Annotated in this window: 14 protein-coding genes and 4 pseudogenes; 5 read left to right on the top strand and 13 right to left on the bottom strand. The window is 53.9% G+C overall.

Annotation, left to right across the window (positions count from 1 at the left end):
* Positions 1-197: 197 nt before the first annotated feature.
* A complete protein-coding gene (locus IB214_RS25490) occupies positions 198-791 on the bottom strand; it encodes an NAD(P)H-dependent oxidoreductase (protein ID WP_117343836.1) in 594 nt (197 codons plus the stop codon).
* Between the two features lie 202 nt (positions 792-993).
* Between IB214_RS25490 and IB214_RS25485 the strand changes: the two genes are divergently transcribed.
* A complete protein-coding gene (locus tag IB214_RS25485) occupies positions 994-1,905 on the top strand; it encodes an AraC family transcriptional regulator (RefSeq protein ID WP_117343835.1) in 912 nt (303 codons plus the stop codon).
* Positions 1,906-2,004: 99 nt separating this feature from the next.
* Here the strand turns inward: IB214_RS25485 and IB214_RS25480 are convergent.
* The 7 genes and pseudogenes from IB214_RS25480 to IB214_RS25450 all read right to left on the bottom strand — a co-directional run.
* Positions 2,005-2,564 (bottom strand): annotated as a pseudogene (locus IB214_RS25480) (aldo/keto reductase); the annotation flags it as partial.
* Positions 2,565-2,764: 200 nt separating this feature from the next.
* On the bottom strand, positions 2,765-3,667 hold the full coding sequence (locus IB214_RS25475) for an alpha/beta hydrolase (protein WP_117343858.1): 903 nt from the start codon (positions 3,665-3,667) through the stop codon (positions 2,765-2,767).
* A gap of 162 nt (positions 3,668-3,829) precedes the next feature.
* Positions 3,830-4,666, bottom strand: coding sequence for an SDR family NAD(P)-dependent oxidoreductase (locus IB214_RS25470; RefSeq protein ID WP_117343834.1), 837 nt, complete (start codon positions 4,664-4,666; stop codon positions 3,830-3,832).
* A gap of 424 nt (positions 4,667-5,090) precedes the next feature.
* Positions 5,091-5,714 carry a recombinase family protein gene (locus tag IB214_RS25465; RefSeq protein ID WP_117343833.1) on the bottom strand — a complete coding sequence of 208 codons (624 nt, stop codon included), beginning with the start codon at positions 5,712-5,714 and terminating at the stop codon, positions 5,091-5,093.
* 61 nt (positions 5,715-5,775) lie between these two features.
* Positions 5,776-6,993: a TniQ family protein gene (locus tag IB214_RS25460; protein WP_117343832.1), complete on the bottom strand. Its 1,218-nt coding sequence runs from the start codon at positions 6,991-6,993 to the stop codon at positions 5,776-5,778.
* A complete protein-coding gene (locus IB214_RS25455; RefSeq protein WP_117343831.1) occupies positions 6,990-7,898 on the bottom strand; it encodes a TniB family NTP-binding protein in 909 nt (302 codons plus the stop codon). Before IB214_RS25455 ends, IB214_RS25460 begins: the two co-directional genes overlap by 4 nt.
* 2 nt (positions 7,899-7,900) lie before the next feature.
* A complete protein-coding gene (locus IB214_RS25450) occupies positions 7,901-9,577 on the bottom strand; it encodes a DDE-type integrase/transposase/recombinase (protein WP_117343830.1) in 1,677 nt (558 codons plus the stop codon).
* A 163-nt stretch (positions 9,578-9,740) separates the two neighbouring features.
* On the opposite strand from IB214_RS25450, the gene IB214_RS25445 reads away from it, so the two are divergent.
* From IB214_RS25445 to IB214_RS25435, 3 genes are all read left to right on the top strand, one after another.
* Positions 9,741-10,730 carry a recombinase family protein gene (locus IB214_RS25445; RefSeq protein WP_044715113.1) on the top strand — a complete coding sequence of 330 codons (990 nt, stop codon included), beginning with the start codon at positions 9,741-9,743 and terminating at the stop codon, positions 10,728-10,730.
* A 154-nt stretch (positions 10,731-10,884) separates the two neighbouring features.
* The gene (gene parA, locus IB214_RS25440; protein ID WP_044715110.1) at positions 10,885-11,505 is read left to right on the top strand and encodes a ParA family partition ATPase; all 621 of its coding nucleotides are present in this window, start codon (positions 10,885-10,887) and stop codon (positions 11,503-11,505) included.
* 38 nt (positions 11,506-11,543) lie between these two features.
* Positions 11,544-11,792, top strand: coding sequence for a plasmid partition protein ParG (locus IB214_RS25435; protein WP_117343829.1), 249 nt, complete (start codon positions 11,544-11,546; stop codon positions 11,790-11,792).
* Here the strand turns inward: IB214_RS25435 and IB214_RS25430 are convergent.
* Positions 11,786-12,031: pseudogene (locus tag IB214_RS25430) on the bottom strand (IS1 family transposase); the annotation flags it as partial. The gene IB214_RS25435 and the pseudogene IB214_RS25430 sit on opposite strands and share 7 nt — an antisense overlap.
* 259 nt (positions 12,032-12,290) lie before the next feature.
* A pseudogene (locus tag IB214_RS25425) lies at positions 12,291-12,422 on the bottom strand (IS6 family transposase); the annotation flags it as partial.
* Between the two features lie 464 nt (positions 12,423-12,886).
* Here IB214_RS25425 and IB214_RS25420 point away from each other — a divergent pair.
* A pseudogene (locus IB214_RS25420) lies at positions 12,887-12,979 on the top strand (plasmid partition protein ParG); the annotation flags it as partial.
* Between the two features lie 137 nt (positions 12,980-13,116).
* On the opposite strand, the gene IB214_RS25415 reads toward IB214_RS25420, so the two are convergent.
* The 3 genes from IB214_RS25415 to repA all read right to left on the bottom strand — a co-directional run bounded on the left by IB214_RS25415 (position 13,117) and on the right by repA (position 15,126).
* Positions 13,117-13,401 carry a type II toxin-antitoxin system RelE/ParE family toxin gene (locus IB214_RS25415; RefSeq protein WP_000277490.1) on the bottom strand — a complete coding sequence of 95 codons (285 nt, stop codon included), beginning with the start codon at positions 13,399-13,401 and terminating at the stop codon, positions 13,117-13,119.
* Entirely contained in the window at positions 13,394-13,636 is a 243-nt protein-coding gene (locus IB214_RS25410) for a type II toxin-antitoxin system ParD family antitoxin (protein WP_000124732.1), read from the bottom strand. Before IB214_RS25410 ends, IB214_RS25415 begins: the two co-directional genes overlap by 8 nt.
* Positions 13,637-14,208: 572 nt before the next feature.
* Complete coding sequence (gene repA / locus IB214_RS25405) at positions 14,209-15,126, bottom strand: plasmid replication initiator RepA (RefSeq protein ID WP_064645521.1); 918 nt, start codon at positions 15,124-15,126, stop codon at positions 14,209-14,211.

Raw genomic sequence — 15,126 nt, 5'->3', positions numbered from 1 at the left:
CCAAGCCTCCCAGCAACGTTATTGTCTGCGCGGCCCGGGTCTTCAGGGCTTTGCGCCAGTTGAACGGCCCCGTACCTTCTGCAGCCTTGGTCCGACGGATATTCGATGTGCCGTCCGAAGCACCGAATTGTTTATCGTCATTGATGATCAGCATATTGCTCATGATGTAACTACTCCTGTAGTAGTGGGGCTTGAATTCAGTCAAAAGCGGTGGCTAACTGTTGTTTCAGGCGCGAGAAATCGTTCCCGATTTCGGGGTTCTTAAAAACATCAAAGCACGAGAAGGTAGGCAAGACTTCGACACCGCAGAACTTGTAACTGGCCGTGTAGCAGAGCAACGCATCATCGACGGATTTGCCGGCCAGAAAGATTTGATTGCTATCGTCAAACGCTGCTTTGGGTGCATTCCACGTCAGTGACAACATGTGTTTTTTGCCCTGCAGTTTGCCACCCGTGCCATATTGTTTGCTCGGATCTTCCCGGGTCCGGCCGTCGCCGGTCAGGAAACTGCCCTGCAGCATGCCGGCTGTGAAAACTTCATCGATGTACTTCTTGTAAATCCAAGGCGCACCGAACCAGAACACCGGCGATTGGGTGATGATGACATCGGCCCACAGGTGTTTTTGCACCTCTTCGTTAATGTCGTAGCCTTGCTCGATTTCGGTAAGCTGGACTTCGCTGCCGCGCTGTTCCATTTCCTGCTTGAGCAATTCGACAACGGCGCGATTGAGCTTGCCCGTCGAGATGCCTTCATAGCGCTGGTGCGTGTTGATGATCAGTACGTTTTGCATCGTGGTTCCTCTGTGATTGCAATTTGCGAATAGGGTGTTGAACCCTGATGTGATAGCCGCAAGTGTGCGCTCGACGTGCCGGATCACGGTTGCCGGATTTGATCGTGTCATTGCCTGATCTGATGAATCCGTGGCGGAACAGGAGATAAGGTGCGCTGAAGATGCTAGCCTTGGTTTTGATGACTATTTCTGCGAGAACAATATGAAGCCCGAAGCTTCCATTCAATCGACGAACGGCAGCGCGCTCGCTGCATTGGTCGAAAAAGCTGCCAAAATTGATGGTGACTACACCACGCCAATCCCGGCGTTAACGTTTTATCGCCGCAGTGCCGCCACCGAACCGATGCCGTGTATTTTTGGTCTGGGGCTAGGTGTAGCGGTGCAAGGTGCCAAGTGTGTCACGCTCAGCGATGAAATCTTCAACTATGGGCCGGGGCAATCGATGGTGTCGTCGGTTGACCTGCCCGTGGTGTCCTACGTGACACGAGCCAGTCCCGTCGAGCCCTATCTGGGCGTGCGTCTGGATCTGGATGCACGCACGATCGCCCAGGTTGCTGCCGAGATGAATTTCTCGGCACCGCTCAAGGCAACAACCTCACGAGCGATGTCCGTCGTGACCTTGGACGATGGTCTGCTGGATGTACTGATTCGGCTGTTTCGGCTTTTGGACGAACCGCAGCTGATCCCGCTCATTGCGCCACTGCTCCAGCAGGAAGTCGTTGTCCGCCTGCTGAATGGAGAACATGGGCCGATGTTGCGGCATCTCGTAATGGTTGGCTCGCCGAGCCAACAGATTGCCAAGGTCATCGCATGGCTGAAGCTGCACTATACGGAAAATGTTCCGATGGATGAGTTGGCCGCCAAAGCCCACATGAGTCCATCGACCTTCCGACAGCACTTTCATGTGGTCACCGGCATGAGCCCCCTGCAGTATGTAAAGACATTACGCTTGCAGGACGCCCGGCAATGGATGCTTAACGAAGATATGGATGCGAGCAGCGCGGCGATGCGTGTGGGGTACGAGAGCGCATCCCAGTTCAGCCGCGAATACACCCGCTTGTTTGGCGCACCGCCACTCAGGGATATCAAGCGGATGCGTGCATTGCCTGATTGAAGGCGGGCTCTATGTGCGCAGCTCAGTCAAAACGGCGCATGTAATCTCAAAATAAGCCCTGCAAAAATCGCATGGCATTATTAATACAATTAGGATGGCCTACACAGACTGATCAACAAACCCCATTTGCATTGCGTTCATTCGACCACCGTGCACTTTCACTTTTGTGAATGCCGTTTCCATTTCATGGAGATCAGCATGCGTCAGCCGAACATTGATCGCACCGAGATTCTCGTTCAGGTGATCCATGTTACGAGTCCCCGGAATCGGAACAATCCATGGTTTCTGAGCCAGAAGCCATGCTAGCGCAACCTGAGACGGCGTTGCATTTTTCTGTGCTGCAAATTGCCTCAGCAAATCAATAATTGCCCTGTTTACCGCCAGGCTTTCAGGAGAGAAACGGTCGAATCCAGCGCGGAGGTCTGTTTTTGCATCCCGCATTGTGCTCGCATCCATCGTGCCAGGCAGATAGCCCATTCCGAGCGGGCCCCACGGAACAAAGCCAATGCCTAGTTCTTCGCACGTTTTGTGGATGTTGTTTTTTCCGGGTCTCGTTCCATGAATGAGTATTCCGTTTGGACTGCGGAAACCGCTTGAACCGCATGCGCTCGCCGGATTGTTCGAGCGCTCGCTTCGGAGAGGCCGAAGTGCAAGACCTTGATCGTTATGCTTGCCTGGCGAAATGCGGTCTAAGCCGCAGGATTCGCGAATCACCTCGCGGGCGGAAACGATGCCAGCGAGGTGACTGCTTACTTGTTACCGTTGAAGATTCCCGAATGTTTGATCAACGCTTCCTGCAACCCAAAAAACTATCCGCAAGATGCCGAATACAAGGGCGATCCTGCTGATCGTTTCGGGGTTACTTCATGTGTGAGTCGAACCAGTCCAGTACCAGCTTCGGATTTTCCCCGAAGTAGTTGTAACCATCAAAACGCCGGTCGGTACCTTCGATCCAGAAGAGCTTCTTGTCTTTGGCAGAAATGGTGTCATAGATTTCCTGCACATTGGAAGGCTTGGTCAGGAAGTCGTTACGGACCTGTGCCACGAGCGTCGGAACGGTGACGGCTTTGGCATATTCCATCGGCCAGACCTGATCCAGGTGCAGGCCGGAGCGGTTGTAAAAAGCCTTGGCGAATACCTCGATCCCGTTTTCGATTCCGTTCATTTCCATGGCACGTTCGACAAAGACCTTCGGCGTCACGGGTTGTAATGCAATCATGGCCTTGATGTCCTTGAATTCTTTGGGGTGCTTTGCCATTGCCACGATGGTTGAATTTGCCCCCAGGCAGCGGCTGTACAGCGCGACCTTCATGTTCTTCGTATCCGGGCGCGATTTCGCATAGCGCAATGAACCGATTACATCCCGGTACTCGAACAGACCGTGCCCAACGAGTCCGCCATTGCCCATTCCGCTACGACCGTGATTGCGCATGTCGTAGGTCAGGATGTTGTAACCGGCGTCGTGCAATGCCTTGTATTCCGGGAGGAAGTTGACCTCGAAACCACCAAAATTCTTCCACGGGTCGAGATGTCCAGGATAGCCGTATCGATTCATAGGCATCGGATGGTTCATGATGATCAACCGATCCGATTTGCCCGGAATAAACCAGCCTTCCAGCGTAATTCCGTCCTGCGCCGGGAAATAGATGTCCTCGTACGCCATGCCATATTCGTCTGGCGTCCTCAAAATGGGGGTGCGATTGGAGTAGGCCATGAGATCGACCGTCGCGTTGATGAAGCTATCGATTTCTTGTTTGTTCATGCTGGTCTTGTAGCCGTGTGCCTGGCTTTCAGGCGCAGCAGGCGTTGGTTTCGTATCCTGAGCATGCCCAACGGTTGCGCATAGAGCGATGGTGGCGGCAACGATTGTGCGAATAATTGACTTGTTCATACTCAATTCTCCTTGAGTCGCTGGGTAGGCTGACTAAAACGAACCGTCCGTCGAGCGGGACAGATCTTCGTTAGCGCGTACGGCACTCAGGCGGGCTTCGACGGCAGAAGCGACCATGGCGAGTGCGTCACTCCCTGCGACAAAGATCTGCGGCGGTGTCGGCAACTTGGCGAGCTTGACCAGCACCTCGCCGAGCTTGTCCGGGTCGCCTGGCTGGGCGCCGTTGTAGCCGGACCACATCTGTTGCGAACTACCCTCGTGGGCGTAATCAGCGATGCTGCTTTCGGTGTAGCGGACGTTGCGCTCATCCAGAAAATCGGTGCGGAAGAAACCAGGCTCGACGACAGTGACCTTGATGCCGAACTGCTCAACCTCCAGGGCCAGCGACAAGGACAGTCCCTCGAGGGCGAACTTGGTTGCGCTGTAGGCACCGCAGTGCTTGAACCCCATGGCTCCGGCACTGGAGCTGATGTTGATGACGTGGCCCGAGCGCTGCCTGCGCATTACTGGCAACGCCGCACGCAGCACATGCATGACACCGAAGAGGTTTGTGGCAACCTGCCGTTCGATATCCGGCATAGTCAGTTCCTCAAAATTGCCCAGCAGGCTGTACCCGGCGTTGTTGACCAAGACATCGATGCGACCGAAGCGTTTCACAGCCTCGTCGATAGCCTCTTTCGCCTGCATCTCGTCGGTCACATCCAGTTGCACGAGAGCCAAGTCGTCGCCAGCAACGTCACGCAACGCATTGCGCAGCTTGTCGAGGTTTCTCGCACTTGCCACTACGCGGTCGCCTGCCAGCAATGCGGCCTTGGCGATTCCTGCGCCGATGCCGCTGCCGGCACCCGTAATAAACCAAACCTTGCTCATGCTCTTCCTCTTCGCTTGATGATTTAACCGTGCAGTCATTGTCTTGGTTGTGGTCGAAAAGGAGATAGCGTGATTCGACCGATTTCTTGCCCAATCTGGCGAGATTCCGGCTTAGGCCATTTAGTGATGGTTGGATGACGGAGGCGAGACCGATGCCGCGTCCGTAGGCTGCGCCGTACGGACGTTGTTACCAACATTGCGAGCGCGACCCAGTCGGAGAACTGCATGACATGAATCGTTTCTGAGTGTCGGCTCCACTCAGGTAGATGCAATTGAGGCTACGCCTGAGCTGTCATTATGAACGGCTGCTGTTATTTGGTTACCTGCCGTTTAATGGGCGGCAGCTCGAAGGGCAGCAATGGGTCGACACCGGCTGTCGGATCGTTGCCGCACTGAACAGCGCCCCGTTCCAAGTCGCCACCATTTATGCGGCTGATCCGCGGGAGAGCAGCTTTACGCCGTCCGGCCGCAGTTCGCCCTTGGGCGACACATGCCGGTAGAGCGTCTGCCGGGTAATCCCTAGTTCTTCGCAGAGATTGCCCACCTTGGTTTCCGGTTGCCCCATGCTGGCCATCGCCAGGCGTAGCTTGGTGGCGGTCATCTTGAAGGGGCGCCCTCCTTTCCTGCCGCGAGCGCGCGCCGAGACGAGCCCGGCGACTGTTCGCTCGGAAATCAACTCCCGCTCGAATTCGGCCAGCGCAGCAAAAATACCGAACACCAGCTTGCCGGCGGCAGTCGTCGTATCGACCGCCGCACCATGACCGGTCAGGACCTTCAAACCCACGCTACGCGCTGTCAGGTCGTGAACGGTATTGATCAGGTGGCGCAGATCGCGGCCGAGCCGATCAAGCTTCCACACGATCAGCGTGTCACCTTCACGAAGCGCCTTCAGGCAAGCAGCCAACCCCGGTCGATCATCGCGTCGGCCTGAAGCCATATCCTCGTAGAGATGTGCAGGACTCACGCCGGCGACGATGAGCGCATCGCGCTGCAGATCGGTGGATTGGGATCCATCCGCTTTCGATACTCGCATGTAGCCAATCAACATTGCGCCCCCTGTCACGTATACGTTCGATTATGTGACAGTGTGACCCAGAAAGCCTGGGGGGTCAAAATTTGTCACTTAACCCGTCATTTTGTCTAAAGCCCGCAAAGGGTTCTTCTGGCACATAATGTGACAGGAACTCCGGCGGGATGCCTTCGTTGGCAAACGTAACGCGCAAGCGCTCAAGGGACTCGGGGTCGTGCCTCCCATAAGAGACTAATGCGAACAGCGAACGGGCCGTTTCCCGATTGTGTCGTGCTTCGATGACGGCTTCGTGGATCGCATCCATTGCCTCTTGCCAGTAGTTGATTGGCTCGTTCTCTTTCTTATTTGCCGACAGGCCGTTGGTGAATTCTGTCTGCGGCTCTGGCAGGAACAGTTCCGCCTGCTCTCCGCCTGGACTCAAAATATTCGATTCGATCAGGTCAATCGCAATAGCTGTTGCCTCCAGCATCTGCAACTGAACTGTCGGGTTCAGAATCTCGTAAGGATGCCATAGGCTTTGCCCTGCGCGTAGTGGGTATCCGCAGCGTTCCCAGACATAGCGGATGCTGCCGGCAGAAACCCCGCAATGCGAAAGCGGGGTGTTCAGTTCATCCAGTAGTGTACGCAGCAGCCGAAACCACAGGCCGGCATGGATGCGTCGGCGCGGCAGCTCCATATACCCCAGCGTCAGCGCCTGCCAGGTGCGCCGGTCCATTGCCACAATCGCATCGCTAACAGTGCGCGGTACAGCGTCGACGTTCTGCCAGCCAAGAAGCCGCCCTGGCACGCCCCAATAGGATTCCAGCCAGCAGCCATGCAGCGGGCAGCTCAGCATCAGGGGCAGTTTCCACGCGAGCAGAAGGGCTTGGTTTGCCGGATCGTTCAGGCAGAGCGGGCACGCACGGTGGATCGTTTGGCTGGGCAGCCACGCGCGCCATTTCGTGATTGATCTCGTCTTGCGGTTGCGCTTCGGCAGCAGTACCGAGAACTGGAACGCATAGGTTTCCAGTGCGGCCGGAACCCGGTCGTCGAGACTATCCAGTAGCCACGGCATCCAGCCGGCGAGGCTCATGCAGCGCAGCCTGTCCAGATCAATGCCGCTCCGCTGGGACAGCGCCGTCAGCAACGACGGTGGTGGCGCAATGTCCAGATCATCGACCTGGCCGTGCCCGAGATCGTGTTCCAACAGATCGGGCACATCCATCTGGTAGCAGATGGCGACACGATTGAGCCAAGACGACAAAGCTTCGCCTTCTTTGGGGGCCGGGTGCAGCGGCCAACGCGGTGCCAGCCTCACATCAGTTCCCGCTCGAATTGGCGTCGCCGCTCACTAGGGCCGGTGTAGTCGGCCATGCTGAGCGTGCGGTGGTTGATCGCTTCCTCGCCGCTCTCCACGGCAGCGATGGCCGCCGCCATCAGCAAGCGAGCTAGTTCGCCGATGGTGCCTTCGCTGCGCGTGAGCAGGTAGCGGGCCATGTCCGGAGTGGCAATCAGGGAGGGGAGTCGCAGCGGGAGCGAAGCGGCGAAGCTGGCAAGCAATGAGCAGCAATCGTCGTTGGCCTCCCACACCGGCAGCATCATCGGCTCGAATCGGTTTTCCAGTTGGTCGTCCGAGCGAATTGCCAGGTAGGCATCGCGCGTGCCTACCCCGACCAGCGGGATGCGTAGCTCGTTGCCGAGGAAGCGCAGCAGGTTGAGGAATTCCCTGCGGTTGACACTGTTGCCGGCCAGGACGTTGTGCAGCTCGTCGATCACCAAAATGCGTACGCCGACCTTGCGCAGCGACGCGAGCGCCAGTTGCTCAATTTCCGGCAGCCGAGGGCGCGGGCGCAATGGCGCGCCCATCGCGGCGAGCAGCGCGACGTAGAAGCGGATTACCGACGGCTCAGACGGCATCTGCACCACCAGCACCGGGATGTACTCTTGGTCAGCATCAGAGCTGGCCGGATACGACCGCCGGAATTTCTCGATGATCATCGACTTGCCGTTGTTGGTGGGGCCGACCAGCAGCAGGTTGGGCATGCGTTGCTTATTCGGCCACGCATACAGGGTTTCCAGCCGGTTTAACGCTTCGACCGCGCGTGGATAGCCAATCCAGCGGTCGGCACGGATGCGCTGCACACGCTCGTCCGCCGGCAACCGGGCCAGGCCCTGCGCCGCTGGCAGCAGGTGAGACAGATCGATGATGGGATATTCGTCCACGGCTACCACTCCTCGATCTGGTCGAACGGTTTGGCCGGCGGCAGGTTGTCTGCCTGCGGGTCGGCAACGTCCGTTTTCGGTGGAATTGGCTTGTCCGACGGAACCGATGCCTTGAGGTGCTGGCGTCGATCCGCGTCGCGTCTCGCCTTGCGCGTGGCCTTCTGTGCGGTGGTCACGATCTCGCGCATCTGCCCGATCATGCGAAACAGTTCCGATTCATCCACCTGTTCGCGCCCTTGCTGCCGCAATTTCGCCAGTGCCTGCCGTTGCTCCCACAGGGTGACCGCCGGGTACGACAAGGTACGATAGGGTATTTCTAGGTAATGCTGCCCCTCCGGTTCCAACACCCAGATACGGCTGATGTCGCGCGGGTCGCGCCGGATCAGGAAGGCCGGCCAGCGATCGCGCCGCGCAATCCACGGCTTGAGCGCGTCGGTGTAGTAGTGGATGTGGTCGATGACAAAGCCGGTGCGGGTCAGGGCACGACGGATGATAGGCAGGAAATCGACTAGGAAAGCAGTGGCGCGGGTGACGACGGCCGGTACACCAACACGGGCCACGGCCTCGGCCCAGCGCGCCGCCGGCGGCTGGAGCAGGCCGTTGTGCACAGAGCCGTGATAGGTGCCTACCGCCAAAGTGAGCCAGCGCTCCAATTCACGCAGCGTCAGGGCGGCCTGGTTTTCGGAGTCGTAGTCCCCACGCTGATCAGGGTTGGAGAAGGTCGTCCCAGGCAATTCGTCGTGGATCATCTGCATTGCCGTGCCGATGATCCGCTCCACGATCCCACCGTAGTGCGGCTGCCCGGGCGGACGATAGTCCAACTGGATGCCATGCTGCTCACAGCCACGGCGCAGGGCCTCGCTTTTGAACTCGGCCGCGTTGTCCAAGTAGAGCAGCCTGGGCTTGCCGCTCATCGGCCAGTTCATTTCTACATTCAGCCCTTCCAGCCAGGGACGCTTGTCGCAAGCAATATGCGCGAGGCACAGGCCGACCGAAACGGCGGATGGTGCTTCCAGCGTGACGACCATTCCAAGCACGCAGCGAGTGAACACGTCGATGGCAATGGTGAGATACGGACGGCCAATCGGTTGCCGGTCGCGCTCGTCCACCACGATCAGGTCGATGACGGTGTGGTCGATCTGTATCTGCTCCAGCGGTGCAGTCACGGCGGGAGGCAAACCGCCGGCACCTTGCAGGTCGCGGGAGGCATCTTGCCCTTCCCGGCGGCGAGTGGTTTTGAGCGGGTCGAGGTTGGCGATCCGTAAGGCCAAGGTATTGCGCGCAGGCACCCGTAGCTTTTGCGTTTTGCAAGCCTGCGCAACTTCACGGTGAAACGCCGCCAGGCTGCGTTTCTGCTTGGTCAGAAAGCGCTTTTGCAGCAGCTCGCGGATAATGCTCTCGACATACTCCGGCAAACGCCCCTTGCCTTTGCCGCCACCGGATTGACCGGGCGCTAGGTCTGTCACGAGGCCGCTGCCCTGCCTGGCGCGGCGGATCAGGACATACACCTGCCGCCGGGACAGGCCAAGCGCTTGCGCTGCGGCATCGGCAGCCTGATGACCGACTACTTCAAGCGTCGCCAGCGGGGCGATGATCTCGGCCTTGCGGCAGGCATGCTTCCATGCCTCGTCGGACAGGGTAGCCACCCCATGCTCGGTGATTCGTGCGTCTGACGCCATACCCATACCTCGCTTTGGTGCACACGAGTATTAAGCATAGTCGAGATTGGTGAAGATGACTTCTGATATTTGGCTATCAGGAGCTGACTGCACTTCGGACGTTACGTCCAGTTAATTGGTGCAGTCGTCTTCTGAAAACGACAAACAGAACCGGTTCTCAAAAATGACCCAAACAGTACCGACCTGCTTTGTTCGCGCTTATCTTCGTGCCTCCACGTCCGAACAGGATGCATCACGAGCACGTAGCTCTATCGATACTTTCGCCACTGAGCACGGGCTGGCCATCTGTAACTATTATATTGAAAATGAGTCAGGTTCACGCCTGGAACGTCCTGAGCTTTTCCGGCTGCTGAAAGACTGTCGGCAGCGCGACATCTTACTTATTGAAGATGTTGACCGCCTTTCACGACTGGCCGGGAATGACTGGATCACGCTCAAGAAAATGATTGCCAGGAAAGATATAAGAGTCGTGGCCGTTAATGTTCCCACTACCTGGCTGCATTTATCTCCGGGGCTGACCGATTTTGATAACCGGATGTTTTCGGCCATCAATGACATGCTGCTCGATATGCTGGCCGCAGTGGCCAGACGCGACTATGAGCAGCGGCGGGAACGCCAGAAACAGGGGATCGCCAAAGCAAAAGCTGAGGGCAAATACCAGGGCAGAAAGGTTAACCAACATCGCTATGATGCCATTAACCGGCTGCTGGCCAGCGGCAGCTCCTGGAGCCAGGTTCAGAAGACCATCAATTGCAGTCGTGGCACCATTAGCCGGGCGATTAAACAGTGTCCCCCAGTTACAGCCCTCCCCTCTCTTTCCGGGCAGTCTGAGAGTGCTACCGCATTTTCCGTGACAGCCACACTGTGGGTGCCGGTGCAGAACGGCAGCAAATTTACCCGTGGGAAGAAAAAGGTCAGAGAAGATATTGCCTGGCTGGTTGAGTGCGACTATGACGGAAAGGTGTTGGACAACAATGAGTACAGCCTGATTTTTACGTATAGCGATGAGGCCGATTTGAAAGAGCAGATTGACGAACTTTTCGACGAGATATACCGCACAGCTGAGATACGTAACTGCGTGGTCGATGATATGACGCTAACCAATGATGCAACTAATCAGGGCTGGAATGAATACGATGGAGGTTGGCAATAATCTATTGAGAGAAGCCTAAACCAAAATTCCCGCCAGTTCCAACACTCAAAAAAAACACTCATATACTCATTTACACATAAAAAACACATTTACTCATTTGTGTTTTTGTGTATAATTAAACTCAAATGAGTAAACACACAAATGAGGTTTAGACATGAAAATTATCGCGTTCCTCAACCCTAAAGGTGGCTCCGGTAAAACGACTGCAACAATCAACGTCAGTAGCTGCCTTGCCAGTTCGGGTAAAAAAATTGCAGTTGTAGATACAGACCCACAGATGAGCCTGACTAACTGGAATAAAGCAGAGAAAGCAGCATTCGATGTTTACACCGCAGCATCAGAGAAAGACGTTTACCAGGTAAGAAAAGATCTGGCTGAATATGACTTTGTGATTATTGATGGAGCCGGTTCTCTGTCAGTTATTACTTCCGCAGCGGTGATGGTCAGCGACCTGATTATCATCCCGGTAACACCCAGCCCTTTGGATTTTTCCGCTGCCGGTTCTGTCGTCACGGTACTGGAAGCCCAGGCTTATAATCGTCCGGTAGAAGCTCGATTCCTCATCACACGGAAAATCGAACAAGCCACCATGCTTAACGTTCTGAAAGATAGCATTGCTCAGACGGGTATTAAGCCGTTTAAAACTGCGATCACACAACGCCAAAGTTACGTTAAATCCGTCATGGAGGGTGAGAGCGTTTTCGATACCAACGATGGAGCAGCAAAGGGCGAGATAGCCATTCTGACGCGAGAAATACTCGAATCATTTGAGTAAAAACTCATATACTCATTTCAGCATATTAGAGGTTATGTATGGCACTAACTAAGCAACATACATCAAAAACAATGAGTTTCGGTGAGCATCGAGATCTTGAAAAAGTCGTCAATAGCACACCCACGGGAAAGCAAAAGAGAGTCAACGTTAACTTTGATGAAGAGATACATACCCGCTTCAAAGCTGCGTGTGCAAAACAAGGTACATCTATTACTGATGTGATAAAGGATTTGGTCGATAATTGGCTGAAAGAAAATGAAAGTAAGGTAATGACTCCAACTTATTGATAGTGTTTTATGTTCAGATAATGCCCGATGACTTTGTCATGCAGCTCCACCGATTTTGAGAACGACAGCGACTTCCGTCCCAGCCGTGCCAGGTGCTGCCTCAGATTCAGGTTATGCCGCTCAATTCGCTGCGTATATCGCTTGCTGATTACGTGCAGCTTTCCCTTCAGGCGGGATTCATACAGCGGCCAGCCATCCGTCATCCATATCACCACGTCAAAGGGTGACAGCAGGCTCATAGGGGTCAGTTTGGATATAGAGAATTATTGTACGGTAAGCCTGTTTTTTGAACAGGCTTACCTGTAGCAATAGGGTGTACTCCCGCGCTATACAGCGTTTTCAGGGGATTTTGTCTTAATCGGATAACCTAAATGCGATACAGCAAGAGCGACAACCTAAAAGCGATAGCCACTGACGATAAATCAATCACTTACGTATCCTAATTGGTTAAATAATGTGCTTAACGTACAAAAATTTCCGATCTCCAAACTGACCCCAGTGATCGACATTCACTCCGCGTTCAGCCAGCATCTCCTGCAGCTCACGGTAACTGATGCCGTATTTGCAGTACCAGCGTACGGCCCACAGAATGATGTCACGCTGAAAATGCCGGCCTTTGAATGGGTTCATGTGCAGCTCCATCAGCAAAAGGGGATGATAAGTTTATCACCACCGACTATTTGCAACAGTGCCTTATTACGTGCGTTCTGAGGCTCGCTCAGTACGGCGGAGGAAGGGAAAACTCAGGGTGGCGTAATGCGCATGATCAGCAGATAAATCCTTGAAAGCAGGTACTCAGCCCTCAGTGAACAGAATAAGTCAGCGTAATGTACTTTAGTGCTGACCACGTGCTCTGTATGATACAGAATCTATCTACTATAAACGAAAATACAGCACGATCAATGCTCACACTCTATATGGGACGTTCGTACCTGGACATGATTATCTGTGTTCAATGTCCCCGCATGACCGTCTTAACATCCAGAATATTACGTTTCCAAAAAAACCAGAAATGATTAAAAAATGAGCTTAACGTACAATAATTTTCGATATCCAAACTGACCCCTATGATACTCGAAAGGCGGCCTAGGATACATATCCGCTTCAAAGCTGCGAGTACAAAACAAGGCACATCTATTACTGATGTGATAAAGGACTTGGTCGATAATTGGCTGAAAGAAAATGACAGCCAAAAGACTCAAATGAGTAAAAACACATTAACTCAAAAACACACCTATCCTTACCGAGAACACTGATCTGGTGCATAAACTTTTTATGTGCCAGATCGGTGTTGGCCAAGCAAAGCGCGGCAGCGTGTTTAGACTTACAGTAAATGGCGTTTATGGTTCATCTGTTGGTGCAAAATACGCGCAATCAGAATATCCGTATCACGAACCGTATAAAAAATGGCATGTCGCTGAAATTCAATGCGCATCACACCAGGAACGGTATGGTAGTCACGTCCCATATCTGGCATTCCGGCCAGTGTCTCGAAAAATGCCTCAAGTGCGTCTGTATAATGGTCTGCCTGAGCTTCACCAAATTTCAAGAGCGTATAGTCATAAATCCCGGCGAAGTCGTCTGCTGCCCGTTCAGTGAGTTTATACACGATGTCTCAGTTTTCTTTGTGCTGCAATATCCCGCAGTGATAGCGAGCTTTCACCGCTTTCCAGCCCAGCAATAACAGCCTGACGAATAACTTCATCGTTTGTTTCCTGTTGCTCCAGCAATCGCAGCGCAGAACGCATAACTTCACTCGCAGAGCCGTAACGGCCACTGTCTATTAATCGACTAATAAACGAATCGAGTTGTTCGCCAATCGTAACGCTTGTTGTTCTGGCCATAACGCCCCCTGTGTTAACTATCAACACAATGATAGGAATACTTGCTCCTGGTGTCAACGAATACACCCAAACGGATTTCGCCCCCTTCCTGCCAGACTGGTTTTTTAGCTTACTTTTAGCGATGAAGTAGGTAAGGGCGAAAAGCGCCTTTTCGCTGCATTGCGTCTCGTTGACTCCATGCCTCCGGCTAAGGCCGGAGGTGCTACTTAAAGTCTTTTGGGGAGCATAGCGACCATGCCGAACCGGCGCGGCCATCTGGCCGCTGCAAGGGCGGTCATTATCGGTTTTCCCCGTTATCCACAGAACTTATCCAGCGAATAAGTAGATCTTTAATGAAGTTAAGTAGGTCGAAGACCTGATTGTTTTGCAGCTAACTATTGGTTGATTGCAGATAGTCCCATTTACCTATTTGCAGGTAAGTGTGCATAAAAGATATAACGCCGGTGTTGATTGGGGTTTTGACCAAATATCGGTGAGGTTATCGTGATAATGGTGACTAAAAAACGAGCTGTTTTAGCAGATGGACAACGAACATCCTCCGCAGGGAATCGGATTAGTAAAAAGAGGGCGGGTTAGTGAGGCGGGGCTGTGCCTGGCTGCTCCATATTTACCAGTTCAAGCTGGTAAAGCTGAGTCCAGACCATTTTTTCAAACTGCTGAGGGGTTAGATGGTGTATATCACCCTTCATATCACGGAAAATACGCTCGGCCACCTGACGCTTTCGCTCATCGAACGGTAATTCGGCCAGCTTACGCCGTTGTTTGCCCTCAATAGCGCGTGTACGGCGGCTGAGTATCGTCTGATGGCGGCAACGTTCATACCAGCGCTTACGGGCTTCTTTTACTGTCATAGCCTCACCGGGTTGTAGAATGCCGTCCTCAATAGCGCGTAGGCGTTCTTCTTGCTCGGCTCGTAGCTTGTCCATATCCACACCGGTAAGACGCCAGCCTTCTTCTGTAATGATTATATGCTTAGGAAAACGGCACCCGTTCACATAATCCCACTCAGTTTCAGGCGCAAGGACTATGCCAAACCTCGCCAATTCGTCTATCAGACGCGACACCCTGGATACCGTCACGGCAGTTTCAGGGATGATCTGGCCATCTTCATTCCGTGGACTGAGTTCTTCAGCCAGCTTAGTGATGTTGATAGTGACAATACCGGTAGCAAGATCGGCTTTGTTGACGAAAAGCACAAACAATGCATCGAGCAAACGCCGGCGTACTTCACGGAAAGCTCTTTTTCTGTCCGCGACAGGTCGCAAAAAAGTGAAGATTGGATCGGCAGAAACACGACGACGAATAACCCAGGCACCAGAGGTTTTGTCCTGGCTCATAAGGTTACGTAAGGCTCGACCATGCTGTTTACTGAGAGGTTTATAATGCGCCGGACGCACGTAGAGCGGTAACGGACATTTACAGGCTGTAGAATGTTCGCCACGATGACGCTTGTCTGGGTTTTGTTGGGTAGAATTTATCTGGTTATTCAC

The organism is Citrobacter sp. C1 (genome assembly GCF_014596895.2).
Classification (GTDB): domain Bacteria; phylum Pseudomonadota; class Gammaproteobacteria; order Enterobacterales; family Enterobacteriaceae; genus Citrobacter; species Citrobacter gillenii.
This window is presented reverse-complemented; position numbering and strand designations above follow the sequence as displayed.

Excerpts from the sequence above, each read along its gene's own strand:
- IB214_RS25435 (WP_117343829.1), top strand. The coding sequence starts at position 11,544 with ATGGCACTAACTAAGCAACATACATCAAAAACAATGAGTTTCGGTGAG.
- IB214_RS25490 (WP_117343836.1), bottom strand. The coding sequence starts at position 791 with ATGCAAAACGTACTGATCATCAACACGCACCAGCGCTATGAAGGCATC.
- IB214_RS25410 (WP_000124732.1), bottom strand. The coding sequence starts at position 13,636 with ATGGCCAGAACAACAAGCGTTACGATTGGCGAACAACTCGATTCGTTT.
- parA (WP_044715110.1), top strand. The coding sequence starts at position 10,885 with ATGAAAATTATCGCGTTCCTCAACCCTAAAGGTGGCTCCGGTAAAACG.
- IB214_RS25445 (WP_044715113.1), top strand. The coding sequence starts at position 9,741 with ATGACCCAAACAGTACCGACCTGCTTTGTTCGCGCTTATCTTCGTGCC.
- IB214_RS25485 (WP_117343835.1), top strand. The coding sequence starts at position 994 with ATGAAGCCCGAAGCTTCCATTCAATCGACGAACGGCAGCGCGCTCGCT.
- IB214_RS25465 (WP_117343833.1), bottom strand. The coding sequence starts at position 5,714 with ATGTTGATTGGCTACATGCGAGTATCGAAAGCGGATGGATCCCAATCC.
- IB214_RS25475 (WP_117343858.1), bottom strand. The coding sequence starts at position 3,667 with ATGAACAAACAAGAAATCGATAGCTTCATCAACGCGACGGTCGATCTC.
- IB214_RS25470 (WP_117343834.1), bottom strand. The coding sequence starts at position 4,666 with ATGAGCAAGGTTTGGTTTATTACGGGTGCCGGCAGCGGCATCGGCGCA.
- IB214_RS25450 (WP_117343830.1), bottom strand. The coding sequence starts at position 9,577 with ATGGCGTCAGACGCACGAATCACCGAGCATGGGGTGGCTACCCTGTCC.